At 50.8% G+C, this 21,097-nt stretch carries 22 protein-coding genes; 5 read left to right on the top strand and 17 right to left on the bottom strand.

All coding sequences use genetic code 11. The features are described 5' to 3' along the window. Positions 1 to 85: 85 nt before the first annotated feature. Positions 86 to 493, top strand: coding sequence for a PilZ domain-containing protein (locus tag Dvar_RS30625; RefSeq protein ID WP_419656924.1), 408 nt, complete (start codon positions 86 to 88; stop codon positions 491 to 493). A 177-nt stretch (positions 494 to 670) separates the two neighbouring features. After that, on the top strand, positions 671 to 1,027 hold the full coding sequence (locus Dvar_RS30620; RefSeq protein WP_419656923.1) for a PilZ domain-containing protein: 357 nt from the start codon (positions 671 to 673) through the stop codon (positions 1,025 to 1,027). A 100-nt stretch (positions 1,028 to 1,127) separates the two neighbouring features. Here the strand turns inward: Dvar_RS30620 and Dvar_RS30615 are convergent, their stop codons facing one another. From Dvar_RS30615 to Dvar_RS30595, 5 genes are all read right to left on the bottom strand, one after another. Beyond that, positions 1,128 to 1,625: a hypothetical protein gene (locus tag Dvar_RS30615; RefSeq protein WP_419656922.1), complete on the bottom strand. Its 498-nt coding sequence runs from the start codon at positions 1,623 to 1,625 to the stop codon at positions 1,128 to 1,130. Positions 1,626 to 1,908: 283 nt separating this feature from the next. Further along, positions 1,909 to 3,015, bottom strand: coding sequence for a heme b synthase (gene ahbD, locus Dvar_RS30610; RefSeq protein ID WP_419656921.1), 1,107 nt, complete (start codon positions 3,013 to 3,015; stop codon positions 1,909 to 1,911). Between the two features lie 87 nt (positions 3,016 to 3,102). After that, positions 3,103 to 4,077: a porphobilinogen synthase gene (gene hemB, locus Dvar_RS30605; RefSeq protein ID WP_419656920.1), complete on the bottom strand. Its 975-nt coding sequence runs from the start codon at positions 4,075 to 4,077 to the stop codon at positions 3,103 to 3,105. Between the two features lie 28 nt (positions 4,078 to 4,105). Further along, positions 4,106 to 5,293, bottom strand: coding sequence for a 12,18-didecarboxysiroheme deacetylase (gene ahbC / locus Dvar_RS30600; protein WP_419656919.1), 1,188 nt, complete (start codon positions 5,291 to 5,293; stop codon positions 4,106 to 4,108). Positions 5,294 to 5,300: 7 nt separating this feature from the next. Continuing rightward, entirely contained in the window at positions 5,301 to 7,085 is a 1,785-nt protein-coding gene (locus Dvar_RS30595; protein ID WP_419656918.1) for an AAA family ATPase, read from the bottom strand. A 307-nt stretch (positions 7,086 to 7,392) separates the two neighbouring features. On the opposite strand from Dvar_RS30595, the gene Dvar_RS30590 reads away from it, so the two are divergent. Continuing rightward, positions 7,393 to 8,367, top strand: a complete 975-nt coding sequence (locus Dvar_RS30590; RefSeq protein ID WP_419656917.1) for a PHP domain-containing protein — start codon at positions 7,393 to 7,395, stop codon at positions 8,365 to 8,367. Here the strand turns inward: Dvar_RS30590 and Dvar_RS30585 are convergent. The 3 genes from Dvar_RS30585 to Dvar_RS30575 form a co-directional block, all read right to left on the bottom strand. Then, positions 8,364 to 9,896, bottom strand: a complete 1,533-nt coding sequence (locus tag Dvar_RS30585; protein WP_419656916.1) for a B12-binding domain-containing radical SAM protein — start codon at positions 9,894 to 9,896, stop codon at positions 8,364 to 8,366. The two genes, Dvar_RS30590 and Dvar_RS30585, sit on opposite strands and share 4 nt — an antisense overlap. Before the next feature lie 21 nt (positions 9,897 to 9,917). Beyond that, entirely contained in the window at positions 9,918 to 11,786 is a 1,869-nt protein-coding gene (locus tag Dvar_RS30580; RefSeq protein ID WP_419656915.1) for an ATP-binding cassette domain-containing protein, read from the bottom strand. 91 nt (positions 11,787 to 11,877) lie between these two features. Then, positions 11,878 to 12,897, bottom strand: a complete 1,020-nt coding sequence (locus Dvar_RS30575; RefSeq protein ID WP_419656914.1) for a M55 family metallopeptidase — start codon at positions 12,895 to 12,897, stop codon at positions 11,878 to 11,880. Positions 12,898 to 13,093: 196 nt separating this feature from the next. Here Dvar_RS30575 and Dvar_RS30570 point away from each other — a divergent pair, with 196 nt between their 5' ends. Further along, positions 13,094 to 13,357: an HU family DNA-binding protein gene (locus tag Dvar_RS30570; protein WP_419664182.1), complete on the top strand. Its 264-nt coding sequence runs from the start codon at positions 13,094 to 13,096 to the stop codon at positions 13,355 to 13,357. Between the two features lie 111 nt (positions 13,358 to 13,468). Here the strand turns inward: Dvar_RS30570 and Dvar_RS30565 are convergent, their stop codons facing one another. The 8 genes from Dvar_RS30565 to Dvar_RS30530 all read right to left on the bottom strand — a co-directional run bounded on the left by Dvar_RS30565 (position 13,469) and on the right by Dvar_RS30530 (position 20,021). After that, positions 13,469 to 15,217: an HD domain-containing phosphohydrolase gene (locus tag Dvar_RS30565; RefSeq protein WP_419656913.1), complete on the bottom strand. Its 1,749-nt coding sequence runs from the start codon at positions 15,215 to 15,217 to the stop codon at positions 13,469 to 13,471. 196 nt (positions 15,218 to 15,413) lie between these two features. Then, positions 15,414 to 16,073 (bottom strand): cytochrome b/b6 domain-containing protein, encoded by a 660-nt coding sequence (locus Dvar_RS30560; RefSeq protein WP_419656912.1) that lies wholly within the window; start codon positions 16,071 to 16,073, stop codon positions 15,414 to 15,416. A gap of 2 nt (positions 16,074 to 16,075) precedes the next feature. Then, entirely contained in the window at positions 16,076 to 17,716 is a 1,641-nt protein-coding gene (locus tag Dvar_RS30555; protein ID WP_419656911.1) for a tetrathionate reductase family octaheme c-type cytochrome, read from the bottom strand. Between the two features lie 71 nt (positions 17,717 to 17,787). Continuing rightward, positions 17,788 to 18,711: a rhodanese-like domain-containing protein gene (locus Dvar_RS30550; RefSeq protein ID WP_419656910.1), complete on the bottom strand. Its 924-nt coding sequence runs from the start codon at positions 18,709 to 18,711 to the stop codon at positions 17,788 to 17,790. Positions 18,712 to 18,840: 129 nt separating this feature from the next. After that, positions 18,841 to 19,185 (bottom strand): cytochrome c family protein, encoded by a 345-nt coding sequence (locus Dvar_RS30545; protein WP_419656909.1) that lies wholly within the window; start codon positions 19,183 to 19,185, stop codon positions 18,841 to 18,843. Position 19,186: 1 nt separating this feature from the next. After that, a complete protein-coding gene (locus Dvar_RS30540; RefSeq protein ID WP_419656908.1) occupies positions 19,187 to 19,450 on the bottom strand; it encodes a sulfurtransferase TusA family protein in 264 nt (87 codons plus the stop codon). Between the two features lie 80 nt (positions 19,451 to 19,530). Beyond that, entirely contained in the window at positions 19,531 to 19,743 is a 213-nt protein-coding gene (locus Dvar_RS30535) for a DUF3373 family protein (RefSeq protein WP_419664181.1), read from the bottom strand. Then, a complete protein-coding gene (locus Dvar_RS30530) occupies positions 19,731 to 20,021 on the bottom strand; it encodes a hypothetical protein (RefSeq protein WP_419656907.1) in 291 nt (96 codons plus the stop codon). Before Dvar_RS30530 ends, Dvar_RS30535 begins: the two co-directional genes overlap by 13 nt. On the opposite strand from Dvar_RS30530, the gene Dvar_RS30525 reads away from it, so the two are divergent. Continuing rightward, positions 20,015 to 20,275: a helix-turn-helix domain-containing protein gene (locus Dvar_RS30525; protein ID WP_419656906.1), complete on the top strand. Its 261-nt coding sequence runs from the start codon at positions 20,015 to 20,017 to the stop codon at positions 20,273 to 20,275. The two genes, Dvar_RS30530 and Dvar_RS30525, sit on opposite strands and share 7 nt — an antisense overlap. Here the strand turns inward: Dvar_RS30525 and Dvar_RS30520 are convergent, their stop codons facing one another. Continuing rightward, positions 20,276 to 21,007 (bottom strand): response regulator, encoded by a 732-nt coding sequence (locus Dvar_RS30520; RefSeq protein WP_419656905.1) that lies wholly within the window; start codon positions 21,005 to 21,007, stop codon positions 20,276 to 20,278. Between the last annotated feature and the right edge of the window lie 90 nt (positions 21,008 to 21,097).

The following is a 21,097-nucleotide window of genomic DNA, read 5'->3' as shown; positions in this document are numbered from 1 at the left end:
GGATTTTAGAATCAAAGAAAAGGAAAAGCTCCTGGATTTCCCCACACTTCACGGCGAAGGGGTCACTGGCATCCAGGATCGACAGATGCTGATCGCCCGTTTTTTCTTATTGATTCATCAATTATCTGAATCGGATTTGCTCAAGTTCATGAACTGTTATGAGCAAAAACAGTTTGCCATGTTGCGCGAATATCCCCGAGTCCCTTGCAATTTTGCCATTGATCTGGCTGCTGAGGGCAGAGCGATAAATGGCTTTGCCATGGATATCAGTGCGGGGGGGATTTTTGTTGAAAGTTGTGAATTACTAACCATGGGGCAGTCTGTTTCAATTTGTTTCTCTTTGGATGATGAGTCCTTACCACTGAAAATGAACGGGCGTGTTGTGCGATTAGAACACGGGGGGGTTGGGATCAAATATGAATCATTAACCCGCTATCAGTTGGAGATTTTGAAAAACCTCATCAATCGCCTTCAAGAACAAAAAAACAATTAAAAAGAAGCAGATAATGTTTTATTTCACGACTCAGTCGTGTCTTGATGCAAGCAAGAAGGGGGCTTTTGTCAATAGCATATAGATGAATCATTGAAATTATAATCAGGCATGGTTATTATCAGTAAATTACTGAGCGTATCAATAATTATAAATAAATCATGAGGAGCTGACCAGGTAATGATTGATGTCAGAAGCAAGCACATTGAAGTCAGCAATGAACGGCGACAGCACCCTCGATTGGAATTTCGTTGCACGGCGCTTTTTGGTCATTTAAAAGAGGTCCTGAGTGTAACGGACCTAAGCCTTAACGGTTTATTTGTGGAGGTGGAGGATAAAACCGGTCTTGAACCAGGGCGGGTGGTGAGCTTAGCAATAAAGTTTCCTACCGAAGAAAAAGCCGTTTTACTAAAAGCGAAAATCGTCAATGTGAATAAGCGTGGCGTCGGATGCCACTTTTTGGACCTTACCCCAAAAAATTTTGATGCGATTAAAAATTGTTTCGAGACGTTTAGGGATACACTGCCCATCAGCTAATCATTAAAACCGGATATCAGTATTACCTAATTGATGGTGAAACGATCTTTAAGGATTTTCTCCCTTTCGTGTCTTAACATCGCTCCCTGTCTGGTTTGTTCTAAGTTTCCTTTTGTCCTGTGTCCATACACATCAAGAAAATAATCACAACGAGGATAATTGACGTCACGACAATCAGGAAAAGAAGCAGGCGCTGCTGAAATGATCCTTTTTTATCGCCTGGGGTAGCCGGTCGATCCACAGAATTCATTGACATGCTTGATTCTTTTTCCTGTTGTGAGATGCTTGTTTTATTGGCTTCATTTGGCCCGATGCCACTTTCTTCAATGATCGGGACGGGTCGTTTGGGATCGGCCGACGAAATGCCGGCGTCCGTTGAAGAGGGGCGATAGGCATCGACAACAAAACGGTGGGGGTTTGCCAGGAAAAAGGTGCGCACACGAATTGGGTTGAATGCCAGGATGGCGTTAATATGGGTTACTGTAATTTGGGTTACCGTTGAACTGCGGGTGACATCGATATCGACTACATCATTCCGATAAGCCTCGGATTTCAGGTCAGATAGATTTTTTTCAGCGCCAGCCAGAGAAATCTGCAACGTTTTACCCTTTACCGAAATTTTCGGACGGGGCTCGATCCGGGCATTGGTTTCGATTACCACGCGAACATATTCCTTTTCACTACCGGTACGAATACGTTTTATTATCGTGGCTTCAGCCCACACAAGCGATGAGAGGCTCATCCCCAGAAAAACAAGCAGCAGTGTACGTATTATTTTTTCTATACTTTTTTTGAACTCAGCCATCATTGTGTCGCTAAACGGTCGGAGTAAGGAAGCCGTTGCTTCGTTGTGTTGTCAGTTGAATATTAACCGGCAGGCATCAAGTTGGTGTCGCCTTTCCCGGCTGGTAGGCACACAGTGGCTCTTCAGCCATATAGTTACCCGTCGCTTCATAGGCCCTGGCCCGGCATCCGCCGCAAACCGCCCGATATTCACAAATGCCGCATTTACCTTCCAATTGTTTGAAATCACGAAGCTTAAGAAATACCGGAGAGGTATCCCATACCTCTTTAAATGTGCTTTTCGTGATGTCGCCGCATTTTACATCGGTATAGCCGCACGGTTGTACCACACCCGTGTGGGAAATAAAACAGAATCCTGTGCCGGCTAGGCAGCCGCGGGTAACGGCATCCAGTCCGTGGGTTTTAAAAGAAATCGTTTTACCTTCTGCCTTGGCGCGTTGGCGAAGAATTCGATAATAATGTGGCGCACATGTCGCCTTGAGCTGTAGAGAGGTTCGTTCTCGCTGATCGTAGAACCAGTTCAGCGTTGTTTCATATTCCTTTGCGTCGATGGCTTGGTCAACGATATATTTGCCCCTACCGGTGGGCACCAATAAAAAAATGTGGTGAGCAACCGCACCCAGCTGTTCAGCCAGTTCGAGAATTTTGGGAATCTGATCCAGGTTGGTTTTGGTGATGGTGGTGTTAATTTGAAATTCGATGCCCGTTGCCTTGACATGTTCAATGCCTTTGATGGCCGCGTCAAAGGCACCGTCAACACCTCTGAATTTGTCGTGAAAATCCTTGGTGGCACCATCGATGCTGGCACTGATCCGCCGGATTCCGGATTGGGCCATTCGCTGGGCCACGTCGCGGGTGATCAGGGTCCCGTTGGGGGCCATGACCATTCTCAGCCCCAAGTCGTCGCCATGCTTGGCGATGTCGAAGATGTCGTCACGAAGCAGGGGCTCTCCGCCGGTCAGGATAATGATCGGTTTGCCTACCTGGGCGATTTGATCCAGCAGGGTAAACGCCTGATCGGTGTTCAATTCACCCGCATAGGGACCGTTTGTGGCCGCAGCCCGACAGTGTACGCAGGAAAGATTACAATTTCGCGTGGTCTCCCAGGCGACCAGTCGCAGGGTATGGCCCTTGCCGGCGCCGTGGGGCGGATGATTGCTATGGCTATGAGGGGTCGAATGCATGGCTCTTTTTTCTATAATCGGGCACCATCCAAACTCGTGATGGCCGCCAGGTTAACTTCGTAATGGGGTAAAATAAGCAACGTACCATCAGACATTGATAATTTTTGCCGCTTCCATGGCAAAATAGGTCAGGATCAGATCGGCACCCGCACGTTTAATACCGATCAGGGTTTCCATCATGACCTTTTGGCCATCGATCCAGCCCATTTTTTCAGCCGCCTTGATCATCGAAAATTCGCCACTGACATTATACGCGGCCACGGGTAGATCCACCTCGTCGCGAATGCGGGAAATAATGTCCAAATAGGGCAGGGCCGGTTTGACCATAATGATGTCCGCCCCTTCCTCCACATCCATGGTCGCTTCACGAATGGCTTCCCGGGCATTGGCCGGGTCCATTTGGTAGGTTCGGCGATCACCAAACTGGGGGGCGCTTTGGGCCGCTTCCCGAAAAGGGCCGTAAAAAGCGCTACAATATTTGGCGGCATAAGACATAATCGGAACCTGAGAAAAGTCATTTTCGTCAAGCACCGTCCGAATTTCGGCAACGCGACCATCCATCATGTCTGATGGGGCCACCATATCCGCTCCGGCCTTTGCGTGGGACAGGGCGGTTTTCGCAAGTAACTCCAGCGTCGCATCGTTGTCCACCGTTTGACCAACAACAAAGCCGCAATGACCATGGTCGGTATACTCGCATAAGCAGACATCGGTAATGACAACCAGATCGGGAAGCTTGTCCTTGAGGGCTTTAATCGCACGTTGCACGATGCCATCCTTGGCATAGGCCTGGGTCCCCAGCGGATCTTTTTTGGATGGGATACCGAACAGGATAACCGCAGGAATATCCAATGCAAAGGCATCGCCGGCAACTTTAACAAGGTTGTCGATGGAAAGCTGATAATGGCCGGGCATGGCATCAATCGGGTTCTTGACCCCCTTACCATCAATGGCGAACAGGGGCAGGATCAGATCGCTGGTGGACAGGGCGGTTTCACGGATCATCTTGCGCAGTGCCTCGCTTTGGCGAAGCCTTCGCGGGCGATAGTCAGGAAATAACATGCAGACTCCTATCGTTGAATCTTAACGCCTAAATCGTTTGAGCGATCTCATCATCAGTCAGATAACACGCCGGATCCGGTGCCCATACATCACCATGTACCGCCTCGGCGCGCACCCGGAAATTCCCGCCACACACATCCAGCCAGCTGCAGTTGGCACAACGTCCTTTGACGTATTGTTTCTTATCCTTTAGTTTCAACAGCAGTTCATCTTCAGGCTGGGTCCAAATTTGGGAAAAGGGTTTTTTACGAACATTACCAAAGCTGTGGTGCCGCCAAAACTGATCGGCGTACACTTCTCCATCCCAGCTGACACAACCAATTCCCCGACCCGAGTTGTTGCCCTCATTCATTTTCAATAGTTCGAGCACTTCAGTGGCCCGCTGTGGATTTTCCTTGAGCAGGCGCAAGTATAGATAGGGGCCGTCGGCATGATTGTCTACCGTGAGCACCTCTTTGGCCAGGCCTTTGTCATGGAGGGCGCGGGTGCGATCGATAATCAGATCAACGGCCTTGCGGGTCTCCTCATGCGAAAGATCCTCTTTGACCATTTCTGATCCTCGGCCGGCGTACACCAGATGGTAAAAGCAGACCCGGGGGATATTCATGTCCTCCAACAGATCGAAGATGGCAGGGATTTCGTCCACATTATAACGATTGATGGTAAAACGAAGCCCCACTTTGATGCCGGCGTCCTGGCAATGGCGGATACCGGCCAGGGCCTTGTCAAAAGAACCGGGCACCCCCCTGAACCGATCGTTGACCGGCTGCATCCCATCCAGGCTGATGCCAACATAGGAAAGGCCAATGGACTTGAGTGTTTTGGCCATATCGGCAGTGATCAATGTACCATTGGTGGAAATTACCGCCCGCATGCCTTTTTCAACAGCATAGGCCGCCAGCTCGGGCAGATCTTTTCTGACCAGGGGCTCGCCACCGGAAAATAACATGACCGGCGCCCCGAATTGAGCCAGATCATCGATCAGGGCTTTGCCTTCAGTCGTTGTCAGTTCATTGGCAAGGGCCTCGTCTGTAGCTTGGGCATAGCAGTGCACACATTTGAGGTTGCATTTGCGGGTGACATTCCACACCACCACCGGGCGTTTGTCTTTTGAAAACTGAAGCAGGTGTGAGGGCAAGGTGGATGAATGCCGGCCATAACGCAGCGCGTCGGATGGTTCAACCGTTCCACAGTAAAGCTTTGAGATTCCTATCATATGGGTTTCAATCTTCCAGTTGTGTGTCGGATTTATAGGGCAGCTGGGCCGAGGCATCGCTTTGCTTTAAAAGGTCAGCGATAAAAGCATCCGGATGTTCCAGCGCATCTCGGGTGAGGAAAAAGCGGGTTCGCCCGGTTTTTTCGCGAACAAGCTTCAGGCCATGTTCAAAGTTGGCGGTCAGATTCCTATAGTAGTTTTCCGGCGCCTGCCCGGAATCGATACATTGTTCGATGATGGCATCAATGGCCTCCTCTTCCAAAACAATGTTAATACCATGATTTTTGATAAAGTAAAGCTCGATGGTTTTGGTTTCTTCATAAAACGTTTTTATTTTGCTCAAGACCCGATCTATGTCAGTCACTTTTCGGCAATAGGTGTGGGCAACCAATTCGATACGGGAATCGCTCAGCTGAAGGCCATACTTTTCCGCGAAGGTTTTGCGGTTGGCTTTGACATAGTCAACGATGCGCAGGTGCTCTTCGGCTGCCAATTCATCAAAATCGTGTTCCAGCGATGGATTGTCGGGGTGACGAAGCAGGGCCTCCAAACTTTTCAGGGGCTGATCAAGCACCTTTTTCGTTACCGTAAAACGGGTAATGGAAGAAGAGGGCAGGGCTTTTTCAAAAGGCAGCAAGGCTCCTTCCACCGCACTGACCAGGCCTCGGGCGCCTGTGTTTTCTGCATAGGCCCGTCTGGCCAGTTCATCGATTGCGTCGGTTTGAAATTTAACATCAATCCCGTAAGCTTTAAAATCAAGCTTTTTACCCAATATTATGGGGTTATTGGGATTTTTTAGGATATCGCAAAGATCGGTCTCGGTCAGGTGCTCGAACACGGTGCGGATGGGAAGCCTGCCGACGAATTCAGATTCAAACCCAAACTGAACCAGATCTTCGGATTTAACCTTGGTCAGGATATCTTTTTCCTGTGAAAGATTGGAAATGGATGCCCCAAATCCAATTTTCTGGTCAGCGATTCGTCGCGATATGATTTTTTCCAAACCGGAAAATGCGCCACTCATGATAAACAGAATGTGTTTGGTATTGACGCTGCTTTTTTCTTTTTTACCGGTTTTTCTAAAACGGTCTATTTCCTGGAGCATGGATACCGGATCATGGGGGACTTTCAGATCCACTTCGGTTTCTTCCATGGGTTTGAGCAGCGCTCGCTGAACACCGGTGCGAGAGACATCGGCACCAACCAAATTCTGGCTGGCGGCGATTTTGTCAATTTCATCGATATAAATGATGCCGTATTGGGCCTGCTCAATGTTGCCGTCGGCTTCTTTGACCAAGTCCCTTACCAAATCCTCCACATCGCCACCCACATAGCCGGTTTCACTGAATTTTGTGGCATCGCCTTTGACAAATGGGACACCAATCTTTTTGGCGATCAGTCGAACCATGTAAGTTTTTCCGACACCCGTGGGGCCAAGCATCAGCACATTGTTTTTGATCACACCGACCATATCATTTAATTCTTCAGGGGCCGCTTGAATGTGTTTGATGCGGTTGAAATGCGTACAGACTTTGGTGGCCAAAATTTCTTTGGCTTGCGTTTGCTTGACGATATATTGATCCAAGTAATCGACCAGATCCTGTGGCTTCAGGTCAAAATGTATTGTTTTTTTTGTTTTTCCGGGTGGATCACCATTGTCGGTTTTGGCGGCCTCGGGCATGACAATGGGTGCCGCCAATTTAACGCTACCACCGAATTTTTTAGCCAGGAAATCTCCCAGCTCTTTCTCTAACTCTTTGGGGTCGGGTATTTTTTCATTGTGTTGGCTCATAATTGGTGACTATAAGCATATGCTCCGGCAAATTCAAGTCCATTGCAAAACGGTTCCAAGCCACGGAGACAGGGTTCAATCGGTTCCAAATATCTGTAATAGGCGTCACAGCGTAAGATTAAAAAAAACAGGTTCAGATTTGTCAAAAATAGCCGATAGACTACCCTGGTTGGCGTGTGCGTCTTTTGGGTCGCAATCATTGACCCAAGCTAAACCAAAAATAAAGGTTGACAGAAAAATAAAGAAGATTAAATTTACCGATTAGGCTTCATTCTCCCAGCAGACAATGGTGGCAGATTAGGAATCCATGGATAAATTAAACCGAATTCAGTTTGAGACCCCGGATCTTGCAGCGCTGAAAAGGCGCTTCACAGTCGTAGACCTTCATTTTCATTCCCGTTTTTCAGATGGTGCAGACACCGTAGAGACCATTGTTCAGCGGGCCCGAAATCTCGGCATCGGTGTGGCCATCACCGACCATAATGCCATTGATGGGGCTGTAGAAATCGACCGCTACGACGATGTGCTGAGTATCCCCGGAATTGAAATCACATCCCGGGAGGGGAGCCATGTACTGGCTTATTTTTATCGTATTGAAGACCTGAAGCGTTTCTATAAAATCCACATTAAACCCCACATGGGGCCGACAGTGATGTCATCGGTTGACCTGGATATTGAATCCATCATTGTGGCTGCCAATACGCATCAGGGGGTGGTCATATTTGCCCATCCTTATTCTGCTGCTTTTACAGGGGTTTGCAATCACAGTTTCACCGAAGTCCAGCTGAACCGGTTGCTTAAAATGGCTGACGGTGTTGAAGTCATCAACTCTGAAAATCTGAAACGCTGGAATTTAAAAAGTGCTTTGCTGGGCTTCAACTTGGACCGGGCGATTACCGGTGGCAGCGATGGCCATAGTGTACAGCAAATGGGTAACACGGTGACCTATGCCGCCTGTGCGCCAAACCGCAAAGATTTTTTGGATGCCCTCAACCAAAAACGGGCCAAAGTGATGGGCACCGAATCAAAGCTGCTCGAAAAAATTCAATCCAACAGCGTCAAACTCAAAACCAGTCTCAATAATTACCCTGATCTTGTGGAAAAAAATATCCGCTACGGCAAAAGCGTGATCCAATTCCGTACCCGTAAGGTTACTGAAAAGATATGGGCATGTGTTAATGATCGGCACCTCAAGAAAGCCTTTTATTTTGTTGGTGGCATGAGCTTCCTCAAAATCAATTATAGCATTCTGCCATTGCTGCTTTTTTCAATGATCACTTAGTGGCTGATGAGAAATGGCGCATGATTCGAGGTGAAATAGGGCGGATCATTGGTGAGTATTTCTCGGATGGCGGTCTGTTTTTTGAACCGACTTGAAAGAAACCGCCGCACCTGGTCCCGGCGCCATCCGCAGGGATGAATAAATTCCCGATATAAAGACAAATCGCCTTCATAAAAGTCCAGTGTCTCGAGTTTTAGAGCCTCTTGGCTATAGGCCGGTAGATTGAATACGGCCAAGTTGAGAAAATCGATTGCCGGCGAATGCTTCAAGGTAAAAGCAAGTGTTTTCTCGGCACTGGCTTCATTCTCATCCGGGGTGCCAAACAAAAGATAAACGTAGGTGGCGATGCCGGCCATGTTAAGGGTGTGCAGCGCTTTGGCGGTCACAGCAATATCGATGCCTTTGCCAAGGGCATCCAGCACCCTCTGATCTCCTGACTCCACGCCCAGTTTGAGCATGACACATCCGGCTTTTTTCAGGCGGCGCACAAACTCGATGTCGGTTAAATGGCGGGTCACCCGTGCAAAGCCATACCAGGCAATGGGCAGTGGATGATCGCATAGATCGTCCAACAGACGGGGGGAGAGTGCATTGTCCAGAAAATGGATCAGGCCGGCGCCGGTATAATCGACCAAACGAGTCAATTCGTCCACGACCACCCCTGAATCATCAGTGATGTAGCGCGCGTCTTCGGCTGTTTCCGGGCAGAATGCGCACTTTTTCCACCAGCACCCCTTCGAGGCGGCATACGGCAGAACAGATTTTGGCGCCAGATAAGGCGCCGTCTCTACCAAGGAAAAATCATATCCGGTTACCGGCACCGCTTCCAGCTGCCTTCCCGTGCATAACTGCACAAGCCGAGACTCTCCTGGTCCGCAGACCAATTCATCCACCAATCCCTGGAACGGATTATCCATCCCGGGGATGTTCATCCAGGAAGTGACCAAGCCGCCGCCGCAAATGATCCGTGTTTGAGGCAATTGTTTTCGGATAAATCCGATGATGGCGAAGGCGCACAGGGCCTGACTCATGAAGTTGATCGACAGCCCCACAAAATCCGGTTCGCTTTGCTCGAACAGTGAGGTTAGCTTGCGGGAAAAGATCGGGTAAAATGGATTGCGCGTGAACGCCTCGGCGGCCTGGATCAGGTCCCGGCTGCGCACCGGCGTAAGATGGGCATCCGTATAATTGGCCAGCGAGAGCGTTGTCTGAAAGGGCCGGCCGGCCATGGCGAGCAACCGGTTGACGTCCATGACAGCACGTTTGTAGCGATCCGGGTTGCTGAACAAGGGCAGCGACCGGAGTCCCTCGATATGGGGCCGGCGATGGGCGATGGCACGCCTTGTCCAGGTATCATCGGCTGTCATCGGCGTTTTCATCAATCCCAGGATTCCATCGATACTGGCATCATAAACCCGGCAGTCCACTCCGTGGCCAAGCAATATCTTGGCCAGTTTGGCCACCCCCGCTGGTGGCTCGCAGGGCTTGGCGATGGGCGGATGGATGAGGAGAATGGATTGGGATATCAATTGCCTGACCTGGTGTTTTTTTTAACCGTCCAAAGCCGCCAGCTGCTTGGCAAACTTTTTTTCCAGTCGCTGGCGTTTTTCGTCAGCCGATTCCATTTCGATAAAGCGCGTTTCGATGATTTCCTGGCAAGTGCGGATTTTTTGAGACAACTCGCCGATGCGCTTGCCGTCCCCGGCTTGGGAGGCATCGACCATTTCCTGGTTAAGCTGTTCCAAAAGGGCTTCGTTGGTTTCGATGATCTGTTCGGCATCCGCGATGATGTCTTCTACGGGTTTGAGAACCCTGGATTTTTCGGTTATGATTTCCGAGCGCAGCCGGCGCAGTTCTTTTTTGGTCAGCTTGGAGGGTGTCGGCGCAGCCGGGATACGTGTGTCCGGCGTGTCCTGCCGGCGGGTGATGGCGGTATCATCGCCCCATCCGCCGGCCTCGAGAAAGTCCTGGTAGCCACCGTCGAACATGTGCGCACGTTGATCGTCGAAAACGATCAATCGGTCGGCCAAGGCGTGCAGGAACATCTCGTTGTGGGTGACCATGATTACCGCGCCGTCAAAGGCATCGATGGCGGCCAGCAGGGCGTCGCAGGCATCCATGTCCAAGTGGTTGGTGGGCTCGTCCAGCATGAGCAGGTTTACCGGCGTTACCAGCAGCTTGCCCAGCATGACCCGGCTTTTCTCACCCCCGGAGAGAACGCCTACCTTTTTTAGCGCGTTGTCGCCCTCGAACATCATGGCACCACAGATATTGCGGGCTTTTTGACGGTCTATATCCGGCTGAGCATTGAGGATCTCTTCTTCCACCGTGCGGCTGTCCACCAGACTCTGGATGTTGGTCTGTTCGAACACACCCGTTTCAACCTGCGGATTGTACGTGATTTTGCCCGATAGCGTGTCGAGGGTGCCGGCCAGCACCTTTAGCAACGTGGTTTTGCCTTTGCCGTTTTTACCGACCACACAAATGCGTTCACCGGCCAGGATCGAAAAACTGAGCGCCGAGAATAGGGGCCGACCCGTCTGCCAGGCAAAGGAGAGATTTTCTGCGTTGAGCACCTGCTTGGCCTTGAAAGGCTTTTCGCGGAAGCTGAACTCCAGCCCCCGGACGGCTTCCAGTTTGTCGCGTTTTTCCATTTTGGCCAAGGTCTTGATACGCGACTGGACCATGTTGGCCAGGCGGGCTTTGGCCCGAAAGCGGGAGATAAACAGGCGGATTTCTTTTTCGCGCCGCTGGTCGTTGAGCCGGGTTTTCTCGTAAATTTCCTCATCCTGGGCAATCTGCTCGTAGTACTTCTCAGTATTCCCGGGAATTTTGCGCGCCTTTTTGCGGTGGATGCCCACGGTGTGGGTGACGATTTTATCCATGAAGCCCCGGTCATGGGTGATCAGCATCAGTTCATGGGGCCAGGCCAGTAAAAAATTTTCGATCCAGCGGATGCTGGTGATGTCCAGGTAGTTGGTGGGCTCGTCGAGCAGCAGCAGATCGGGTTCGGAAACCAGTACTTTGGCCAGATTGAGGCGCACTTGAAATCCACCTGAAAAATCATGAGGACTTCTCACCATGTCACCATCTGTAAATCCCAACCCGACCAGAATTTTTTCGACTTTCCAGTGGTGGCCCTTTTCCGTTGGCATCAGGCCTTTCATGCCCTCCGCCAATACGGTGTCTTCGGTAAACTGGATATGCTGCTCCACGTGGCCAATGCGGTATCCCTTGGGCATGGTGATGGCGCCTTCGTCATATCCCTCTTCGCCGATGATGATGCGAAACAGAGTCGATTTGCCGTGGCCGTTGCGTCCCACCAGGCCCACGCGTTCCTTTGAATTGATTTTGAAACTGACGCCGTCGAACAGAACGCGGTCGCCGAAACTTTTTCCCAGATTGTCGATACTGATCATGGTAAATCCCGCTTTTTGGATGCCGACTGCAGCAATCCATCGTTAAAGGCTATACTGTTGGAGTGGTGTATAGAGGAAGGGCGCAGCGGTGTCAATGTCCGGCCGATCGAATCAACTGATAGCGAACCCACTGCCGTCCGAGGCGACCCATCAAATTGAACAGAAACAGGCTTACCGGGAGCGTTTTATAGGTCAGCGGCTTGAGGTAGCAAAGCTGAATCAGGTGGTTATAGAGGGTATTCATGTCGAGAGTGTGAAGCATGAGTGTTGCCCCACAGCGTTTGAATCCCCATGGTGACGCCATGTGGGCGGCAGCCTTGGCGCCGTCACGGATGCGGATCACGGCCTGGAATGGCCCTTGAGGCCTGTATGGGGCGGGAGGGATGCCTTGCAGCGCCGTCACGGCCCCCCGGGCCAGGCTCCGGCGCCAGTTCATCTTGTCTGGTACTTCAAGGGGGATCTGTTTGTCGATAGCAATGGTGTGAATACCCGGGATCCGCTCACGGGCCTGGGCACAGGCCACCGCACAGCCGGAAAAAAAGATGGGGCGGACACCGAAGGGAGCCAGGGAGGCCGAAAAAAGCTCTACCTCGGCCAGGGGTCGATCGTTGACCCTGACCGACGCCAACCGTGAGGTAAGGGTGTGGGGCAGAAAACCAGGGGTGCCTGATGCGGCGTGCATGCCAAGCATCATCACCGCCTGGGCATTACCGGGATGGCCCAGGCCCGGCACGGGACCCCGACGGTATCCACAAATGATGCGGGCCCGTGGGTCAATCAATTCGGGCAGCAGGTTGTAAGCCGTGCGATGAAAGTCCTGGACCGTCACCTGCTCGATGCCTGCATCAAACAGGGCCCGCACAACGGCATCCACATCCCTGGACATGGATGCACAGGCCTGCGCCCATGACCGGGTGAGAAAACTGGAAGCCCGGTAACTGTCGCATCCGCTGCTGCCCTCGATATCAGCCAGAATGAGGATGCTGCGAAATGAATGACGATCCTGTGAGGGGGCCACGGACTGGGGGGCAAGCCGATGGCTTGTCGATATGGATGATTTTGTTTTTTTCGCCAAGACCGGTATGGGCAACCCACAAAGATGAACTCTCATTGCCCCCCTATACTCATTTTTTATGCAGATAATTTTTTGTTCGCAAGAACGATATACCGCTGTGACCTTGATTTGACAAGTCGCCTTTTTTGTCATCATTTTTATTATCCTGCTTAACTTATTGGATGTTAAGCCGATAATGGAGCTGAATGGTTTGGATGATGTCTTAACGATATTCTCTTACAAAGGAGGACAAATGACCAAAACTGAATTAATTGAAAAAATTTCGAAAGACGCGGGTATTCCAAAAGCCACGGCAAAAGTGGCCTTTGAATCCACACTTGATGGCATTAAGAAAGGCCTTAAAAAAAGGAACAGCAAGGTCACCTTGGTGGGATTTGGCACGTTTAAAAATGTTTATCGAAAAACACGCATGGGACGTAATCCCCAGACAGGTGAATCCATCAAGATCAAAGGACGCAATGCGATTACCTTCAAACCGAGCAAGACACTCCCTTAACCGTCGATTTCCGTCCGATTTGTGGAGCATCAGTGGAACCAATGAAGGTGGCCACCACTTATGCTCCATAAACAACTCATGCTTGCGCCTGATTCATTCTCTGCATTCATGTCAATGCAAAACAGGTTCTTCGGATGTGGAGTGAGGGGAGATCTGCGGTATCAGCTTGCCATAATAGGCATCGTTTTTTTCAACCAAACACACCTTACGGCCGCATACATGACAAACAAATTGGTCGCCGGGTGAGGACTTTCTTGAAATCGGGACAGCACTGCTGCAAAACGGACAGACAATACTCTTTTCGTTTTTTGTATGATAATTTTGAAGATGCCGATGAATACGTCCGGCTCGGTAAGCCCTTAACAGCGCTTTGACGCAATCCGGATCGAATTGGGAACCGACACCTCTTTTGAGTTCCGCCAACGCCACCTCAAGTTTCATTCCTTTGCGATACGGTCGGTTACTGGTCATGGCATCCAAGGTGTCAGCAACGGCAATAATTCGGCCTTCAATTGGGATCTTGTCTCTAGCAAGGCCAAACGGGTACCCACGGCCATCGTATCGCTCGTGATGGTAAAGACAAAAAGGAATCAGTGGATGGAGGAACTCGACGTCTTGTAAAAGATCTTGTCCTCTTTGTGGGTGCACTTTTATTTTGGCATATTCTTGCGGTGTAAGGCTACTGGGTTTACTCAAGATAGCATTGTCTACGGCAATTTTTCCGACATCGTGCAGCAATCCTCCCATACGCACCTGTTTTAGCCGATTCCCGGTCCAGCCCAGTTCGCGTGCGATCTCGACGGAAAAATTGGTCACGCGGGCAGTGTGCCCCACCGTATAATGGTCTCGTAATTCAATGGCATTGGCAATGACCACCAATGTGTTTTCATAGGATTTCTCAATTTCACGGACGTACTGCGCGTTCCGAATAGAGATCGCGGCAGGGCCGGCCAATGCCGCCAATAGCTTTAGATCGCGTTCATCAAATGCGTTCGTCCTGCCGTGCGTATCCACGTATACAATTCCAAGCCGAATATTTTTGTGTGACAAGGGGACACACATCGTTGATGCAATATTCTGGATGATAATACTGTCGCTGGAACAAAAACGCGCGTCAGCTGCCGCATTAGACGTCAAAATCGCTTCACCTTTTTCATACGCACGATTGACGATGGTTGAACTGACGGTGATCTTTTTTTGGGATAGTCTGTTTTGCGCATGCTCTTGCACCCATTCACCCGTGGCCTGATCCATAAGCAGAATGACCCCGTTATCAACGGGCAGCAGGGCGAAGATTTGATCCATCAAGCATTTAAAAATACTGTTCAAGTCACAATCACTGGCGATGATTTGATTGGCTGTGAATACTGCTTTGAGACGCTTTTGAAGATACTGCAATTGATACTCGAAAGTCTCTGCCGGAGGCGTTTCAAACAAGGTGTCAGACACGTCTGTAACATCCATGGTTTTTATATTCGAGATCACTGTCTCAGAAAAGCGTGCAGTACTCCTTTCATCCTCACGGTTGGTGTTACGCTTCGGTGTTGCAATGACACTCGGTGACGCTTTGGTTGTCACTTGAAAGCAGAGCTCATGCCTGCCGATACGTATAACGTCCCCTACGTTAAGGCGACATTCAATTATGCGTTTTCCACCGATATAGGTGCCATTACAACTGCCCAGATCACGCAAAATAATATCGTGTCCAACACGCTGGATCACTGCGTGCTGGCGGGATACCTGAATGTCGTCCAACTGTATGGTATTATTTGGACTTCTGCCAATACTCATCCGTTCTTGAATGGCAAACGATTTACCCTTCATGGGGCCAATTTGTATTACCAGCCTTTCGGTAGCCATCCAAACACACCCCTTTTTGTTAAAGACGCATGACGCCTAATCTTATGCCCTATCGTATTGATAACATGCTTTGATAACAGAATTCAATCCGGTATCGTTGATACCAGCGGCTTTCCCATACCAAAAAAAGGCCCCGCTACAGCAATTACTGCGGCGGGGCCTTTTTATTGTCATTTAGGGATGCCCGATTAATGAATCAGGCGGCTGGCTGTCTGTCGCCATGCTTTTCCCACTCCTGGATTTCACCTTCCTCTACTTGCTCCCAACCCGTGATCATGGCCCGCACATGGGAAGTGATCGTATGGCCGGTGGTGGTCATATAAACGTGAACGATAACGAAGATAAGGATGGCGAACGCGCCGGCCGTATGGACAAAGGCGACCCCATCCAGAATCAGCCAGGTCAGTCCCCATTGGGTCCAGTCGTTATATCCCCAGTACAAAAATCCGGAGAGCATCTGCACGGGCAGCAAAAATGCGGCCAGAGAGAGGTAGACCAGGCGTTGAAGGGGGTTGTGCTTGGCCTCCTTTCGTTTGGGGACCGGATGGCTTTCTCCTCTGAAGATGCCGTAGCTGTAGTATAGGATGACCTGAAACATCTTTTTGGTGGTGGGAATGTACTGCTTCCATTCACCTGTGGTGAAGAGCCAGAAGACGAAGAAGGCAAAGGCCACCAGCCAGGTCAGGCCCACGGCATTGTGTACGTCTACGGCTTCGTTAAATCCCAGAAAAGGAAATGACCCATGGACCTCGAAACCGCTCAGCAGCAGAATGAAGATCAGGGCCATCTGCAGCCAGTGCCAAAACCGTTCGTAACGGGTGTAAAGGTACATGTTGAGCTTATTGATGCTATACATGGCTATTTGCCCTCCTTTCTGCCGTTGGTGTGGGTGAAGATCCGGGTCAGACCATGGATGACAACGCCCAACAGGTGCGCCAGGACCAGGATCCAGCCGATGGAATCGAGCAGCTGGAAATTGTCGCGTCCGGGTATGTAAAAACCGGCCAGGTTGGCCAGACGGCTCTGCTCACGGGTGTGGCATTCATTGCAGGCCACCACGTTCTCCCGGGGCGCCACCATATGGGTGATGGGAAAAACATAGGTGGTGTCCACGAAATCGAATTCACCGGAAAAGGGAATGTCGAGGGCTTGGCTGCCGACCGTGAGGGCATGATTCCAGTCCAGGGTTTTCCAGTACCCGTCAGGTCCTGACAACATCGGCGTGAGCAGCGTCTTGTTGACCTTGTCGTAGGGCTGCCTGCCGCGGTGGACCTTGAAGGGAAAAATGCGGGCGTTCTCATCGTTCCGGGAGCCCATGGGATGACTCACCTGGACCACTTTGCCCGGATCGATAGTGTGTCGGGCAGTAACGCTTCTAATGGATCCATTGTACCAGAAGTACTCGGGCTTGACATTCTTGGCCCACTTCATTTGCCCTTTGATGGACATGTAGTCGTGTTTGCCAAATTCATCTTCAGTTGTGTAGGGTTTGCCGTCCTTGGTCTTGCCTGCCTGGGACCAGTCCCAGGAAACTTTGGTGGGATTGACCCGAGCGAACATGGGGATATGGCAACTCTGGCAGGCAACCTTGTCTGTGTGGTCGTTGGCTTTGGATTCGGACTTGTGCGGGCTGCTGCTGTGGCAGGATTCACAGGTGATCTTGGGGGTCAGATCATCCTCGATCAGGCTTTTGCGATCCTTGGCGGCCGGCTTGGTGTAGACTCGTCCGGCAATATTGTGCAAGGTGGTGGTATGGCAACGCGTGCATTTGAAATTCCGGCCGTCGAGCCCCATGTGCACGTCAAGGGATTTGTTGGGTTTGGTCAGGGACGTATCCAGGTCGCCATGCTTGACCCCATCACCGCCACCGCCCTTGAAATGACAGGAACCACAGTTCTGCCGTTCGGGACGGACCACCGACTGCACGGCCGCCTGGATATTGCCACGAATTTCGTTGGCGATCTCCTGCTCCTCGGGATCATCGGAGCCCTCAAATGCCCCCAGGTCTTCGAAGGACTCTTCCCAGTTAATCGATTGGCTGCCGTGGCAATTCAGGCAGTTGATAGCCTCCGTTTTTTTGCCCCAGCCGGGATGGCAGGAGAGACAGCCCTTGTCCTGCATATTGTTGGTCGATATGCAGAAATTGTTGATCGAATCACCGCCCTTGCCGTAAACATGACCTTTATCATCGGTATAGGCCTTCCAGGTCCAGTGAATGGTCGAATGGAACTGCGCTGCCGCTTCCGCATGGCAGGAAAGACAGGCCCGCGTGACCTCGGGACCGGAGCGAAAATCCTTTTTCAGCGCTTCGATCCGGGAATGGTCGACCGTGATCCAAAGTTTTTTCTCTTTGGTCGCTTGGTCGGCCATGGTCCGGCCAGGCGCGCGTTCCTCTTCCTCATCCGCAAAACAAACCGCAGTCACTGAGAAAAAAAAGGTGAGCATGAACAGGAGCAGGACGAGTGGCACGATCGAATGGCCCCCTCGGGATGACGTCATCACTTCCCCCTTTTGTGGTTGGTTAGATCGGTTTTTTGAGTGTAAACGAACCATCGGCTTTGATGGTCATTTCACCATCCACCTTTCTTATACTCATCGGCATCCCGTACATCCACCAGATAGATCGATTCGGGGGCGTCGTTCATGATGCGGCGGAATTCAGCGTGATCGATGCTGCCCTCTTCAGTGCCTGCCTTGATGGCCGTGGACGCAACCGCATGGGTTGATTCCTTGCCGGCATAAGCCACCCACGCTGGATATCCCTCGGCAAACACCTTAACATTGGTGTAGCCCAAAGCAATGGCTTTGGCGGCGATTTTGTGGCTCAGTTTGCAGTGCAGGCCGCCGCAATAGAACACGATGAGCTGGTTTTTATCCTCGGGCAACTGGTCTGTAAACTTGTCAAACTGCATGTCGGGAATGCTGATGGCCGTAGGAATGTGGCCTTTGTCGTACTTGGCGCGTTTGGGGCGTGCATCCACCAGCGTCATCTTCTTGCCCCCATTGATCTGGCTTTTTACCCATTCAGCGGATACTGCCGGGTAATGGGACTTTTCGGATATCCACTTGGGATAGCCTTCGGCAAAGACTTTAACGTTCGTGTACCCCAGTTGCTCCGCTTTGGCTGCGGACTTATGACTTAACTTGCATTTTAGCCCACCACAGTAAAAGATCAAGAGACTATTTTTATCCGCGGGCAATTTATCGGTCATTTTGTCAAACTGGCTGTTGGGAATGCTGATGGCCATGGGGATGTGGCCCTTTATGTACTTGGGCTTGTAAGGCCGGGCATCAATGAGCATCACGCCGTCTTGCATGGGAATGGACAGATGCTGCGCCACAAAAGCCATATCCACGACATTGTGAAAGGGCTCAAACGCACGTTCACCAGCGGTGTTTGCTGTTACTGCTGTCTGTTGGCTGGTACATCCGGACAGCGTGATGACGAGAAAAAGGACCGACAGTCCTGAACGTATCTGACGTGAATATTTCATGTATACCTCCGTTGGGCTGAAGCATTTTGCGACCAAGGTGTTAAGGATCGGATATTTTAAAAACACAGCGGTCTCAAATTGCGTAGGTGAGCGACGGGTCTCACCGGTCGCCCACCCATAAGAATCACTTTATTTGCATTTGGCCGGGGTTGGTGAATCTGCCGCATGCTCATGCAGATACGTGTAAATGTCGGTGAGATCCTTTTGCGACAGAGCATCCCACTCCTGTTTGCAACCAAAGTCCTCAAAATCTTTTTTCTCGAACATGCGTGTCCACTGGGCCTGGGTTTTTGCGTCCGGGCTGATTGGTGGTTTGGGCGAATCCACTTCTCCGCGCTGCATGCAGGCTTTGTAAACCTTGCGATAGGTGTATTTTCCTTTGCGTTTATTGCCCATTTCAAGGGCCACGGATACGCCGACCGAAGAGAATAAAAAGAGCACTGCAGTTACCAGAAAAAGTCCTTTCATAAACATGTTACCTGTTCTCCTGTCCTAATTGTTCTGAATATAGTAACGGGTGACACCTTTTTCGCCATCCACCATGCCCAGGAATGTGTTGCCTTTTTTTTGCGCCGAAATCGGGGATATCGTTTTTTGATCCGGGATCGGTGCCCAGGATTTCCAGAATCTGCCCTGACTTCAACCCTTTGAGAGCCTTTTTGGTTTTGAGCAGTGGCATGGGGCAGGAAAGCCCACACGTGTCGATGGTTTGGTCGGGGGTGATGTTGGTAAGGTCCATGCTCGATCTCCTTTGAGTCGGTTAAAAAATGATCCGTTGCTTGGGTTTTTTCCATTTTGCACCGCTTGTCTCGCGACCGGTCAATAGATTATCGTGGCCAGGGGGGAGCCGTCCTCCTGGCTGTAGTTCATGTATTCCAACGGCGGGCCATCGGTGCCTGGCCGGCGTCCCTCAGAGAAGTTGGTGTAGACCGGTCCCCAGGCTTTTTTGTAGTTGAAATAGGCCCGATCCAGCCGGATGACATCACAGTGGGGCAGGCTGGAGACATTGCCATATAGCGTCACATCACCCAGGTTGCCCTGGTTGACTTTAACCCCGGAACTGTCACTGAAGACCTTATAGGCACTAGACGTCCATCGAAACTGAGCTGATCATTGACCTTGGCCTTCATGTTCAGTCGGAATTTATTGGTCAGGATAATGTCATTGTCGGCATGGTATTTTTCTGTTGGGGGAATCATGCCGTTTTGAACCATATTGGCCATGGCGGCCTGGGCCTGGGAGAGGGTGGCCCCATTGAACCCGTTTGGATAGTCGGCAAAGAACATATTGGTGAGGGAGGCCGGTGCCATCTGAATATTTATGTCAGAACGGCGTGATCGGTGTTCAGCACCTGCCCCACAAGATCGTTAACGGCAGCGTCGATTCCCAGCCGACATGTGACCTGGATAGTGATTGCACAAGACAGCGGGAAAAGCTGATCGATGTACTTCGCAAGGCGGGCGGCAATCAGTCCGAAGCGGCACGGATGTTGGGCGTCAGCCGGGTGACGGTTTGGAAGCGAATGAAAAAGATGGGAATTGATATCAAGCAGGATGTGCGCTGATCAGCGTTCTTTAACGAGTTCGTCGGCGGCTTGTTCGATGTCGATGATACGCGTCAGGGCGTCATGGGGCTTGGTTCGATAGGCGGTGACCCGCATCAGTCTTCCCGTGATTTTTCCCATCCGGTCCGCCTGCTGCTTGATTTTATGAATGTAGGTGCTCAACGGGTCGTTTTCATCGGTTTTCATCATTATCAATTCGGCAAAGCCGCTGATGGTCTGAATGGGCTGGTTGAGTTCATGGCAGACCGCACCGGCCATTTCCACGACACCCTGCAGTCTCTGCTTTTCCGTTCGTTCATTTTCGGCTTGGTTCAGTTCCTCGATGGTCGTGCGCAGTTGCCGGATTAGCAATGATCTTTCCAAATGCACACGCAAGCGTGCCAAAAGCTCCTCTTCACCAAATGGTTTGACCAGGTAATCCGTGGCGCCGGCCTGAAACACCTTTAACCGTTGTTGCTGATCCGTCATCGAGGTAAGAAAGATGATGGGCAGCTCATCAAGGTGAATCTTTTTGCGTATATTCCGGCAAATAGTGATGCCGTCCATTTCGGGCATTTCAATGTCTAATGTAATCAAGTCCGGCCTGTTGTCTGAAAAGACACAGTCCAGGGCCTGGGCACCGTTTTCCGCCTCCACAACGATGTACCCATCGGGCTCCAAGGCTTTTTTAATCAAATGGCGCATGGTGGCGCTGTCATCCACAACCAGTATGGTTCCTTTTTTGTTCTGCATGTTGTTCCCTCCAAAAGCAATGTGGCCCAATGAAGTGTTACGCTTTTCCTGACGGATGACAGCCTGCCGGCACCTCGCTTCGCTTTGTCC

The sequence above is a fragment of the Desulfosarcina variabilis str. Montpellier genome (assembly GCF_048565275.1).
Lineage (GTDB): Bacteria > Desulfobacterota > Desulfobacteria > Desulfobacterales > Desulfosarcinaceae > Desulfosarcina > Desulfosarcina variabilis.
The sequence above is the reverse complement of the archived record's forward strand: the minus strand, read 5'-3'. Positions and strand labels throughout refer to the sequence as shown.

Bases quoted from the DNA above. Each gene is read 5' to 3' on its own strand.
- Dvar_RS30590 (WP_419656917.1), top strand. From the start codon at position 7,393: ATGGATAAATTAAACCGAATTCAGTTTGAGACCCCGGATCTTGCAGCG.
- Dvar_RS30520 (WP_419656905.1), bottom strand. From the start codon at position 21,007: ATGCAGAACAAAAAAGGAACCATACTGGTTGTGGATGACAGCGCCACC.
- Dvar_RS30545 (WP_419656909.1), bottom strand. From the start codon at position 19,185: ATGTTTATGAAAGGACTTTTTCTGGTAACTGCAGTGCTCTTTTTATTC.
- ahbD (WP_419656921.1), bottom strand. From the start codon at position 3,015: ATGCATTCGACCCCTCATAGCCATAGCAATCATCCGCCCCACGGCGCC.
- Dvar_RS30580 (WP_419656915.1), bottom strand. From the start codon at position 11,786: ATGATCAGTATCGACAATCTGGGAAAAAGTTTCGGCGACCGCGTTCTG.
- Dvar_RS30550 (WP_419656910.1), bottom strand. From the start codon at position 18,711: ATGAAATATTCACGTCAGATACGTTCAGGACTGTCGGTCCTTTTTCTC.
- Dvar_RS30570 (WP_419664182.1), top strand. From the start codon at position 13,094: ATGACCAAAACTGAATTAATTGAAAAAATTTCGAAAGACGCGGGTATT.
- Dvar_RS30595 (WP_419656918.1), bottom strand. From the start codon at position 7,085: ATGAGCCAACACAATGAAAAAATACCCGACCCCAAAGAGTTAGAGAAA.
- Dvar_RS30530 (WP_419656907.1), bottom strand. From the start codon at position 20,021: ATGGCACCGGCCTCCCTCACCAATATGTTCTTTGCCGACTATCCAAAC.
- ahbC (WP_419656919.1), bottom strand. From the start codon at position 5,293: ATGATAGGAATCTCAAAGCTTTACTGTGGAACGGTTGAACCATCCGAC.
- Dvar_RS30565 (WP_419656913.1), bottom strand. From the start codon at position 15,217: ATGGCTACCGAAAGGCTGGTAATACAAATTGGCCCCATGAAGGGTAAA.
- Dvar_RS30575 (WP_419656914.1), bottom strand. From the start codon at position 12,897: ATGAGAGTTCATCTTTGTGGGTTGCCCATACCGGTCTTGGCGAAAAAA.
- Dvar_RS30620 (WP_419656923.1), top strand. From the start codon at position 671: ATGATTGATGTCAGAAGCAAGCACATTGAAGTCAGCAATGAACGGCGA.
- Dvar_RS30555 (WP_419656911.1), bottom strand. From the start codon at position 17,716: ATGACGTCATCCCGAGGGGGCCATTCGATCGTGCCACTCGTCCTGCTC.
- Dvar_RS30625 (WP_419656924.1), top strand. From the start codon at position 86: ATGCTGATCGCCCGTTTTTTCTTATTGATTCATCAATTATCTGAATCG.
- Dvar_RS30540 (WP_419656908.1), bottom strand. From the start codon at position 19,450: ATGGACCTTACCAACATCACCCCCGACCAAACCATCGACACGTGTGGG.
- hemB (WP_419656920.1), bottom strand. From the start codon at position 4,077: ATGTTATTTCCTGACTATCGCCCGCGAAGGCTTCGCCAAAGCGAGGCA.
- Dvar_RS30560 (WP_419656912.1), bottom strand. From the start codon at position 16,073: ATGTATAGCATCAATAAGCTCAACATGTACCTTTACACCCGTTACGAA.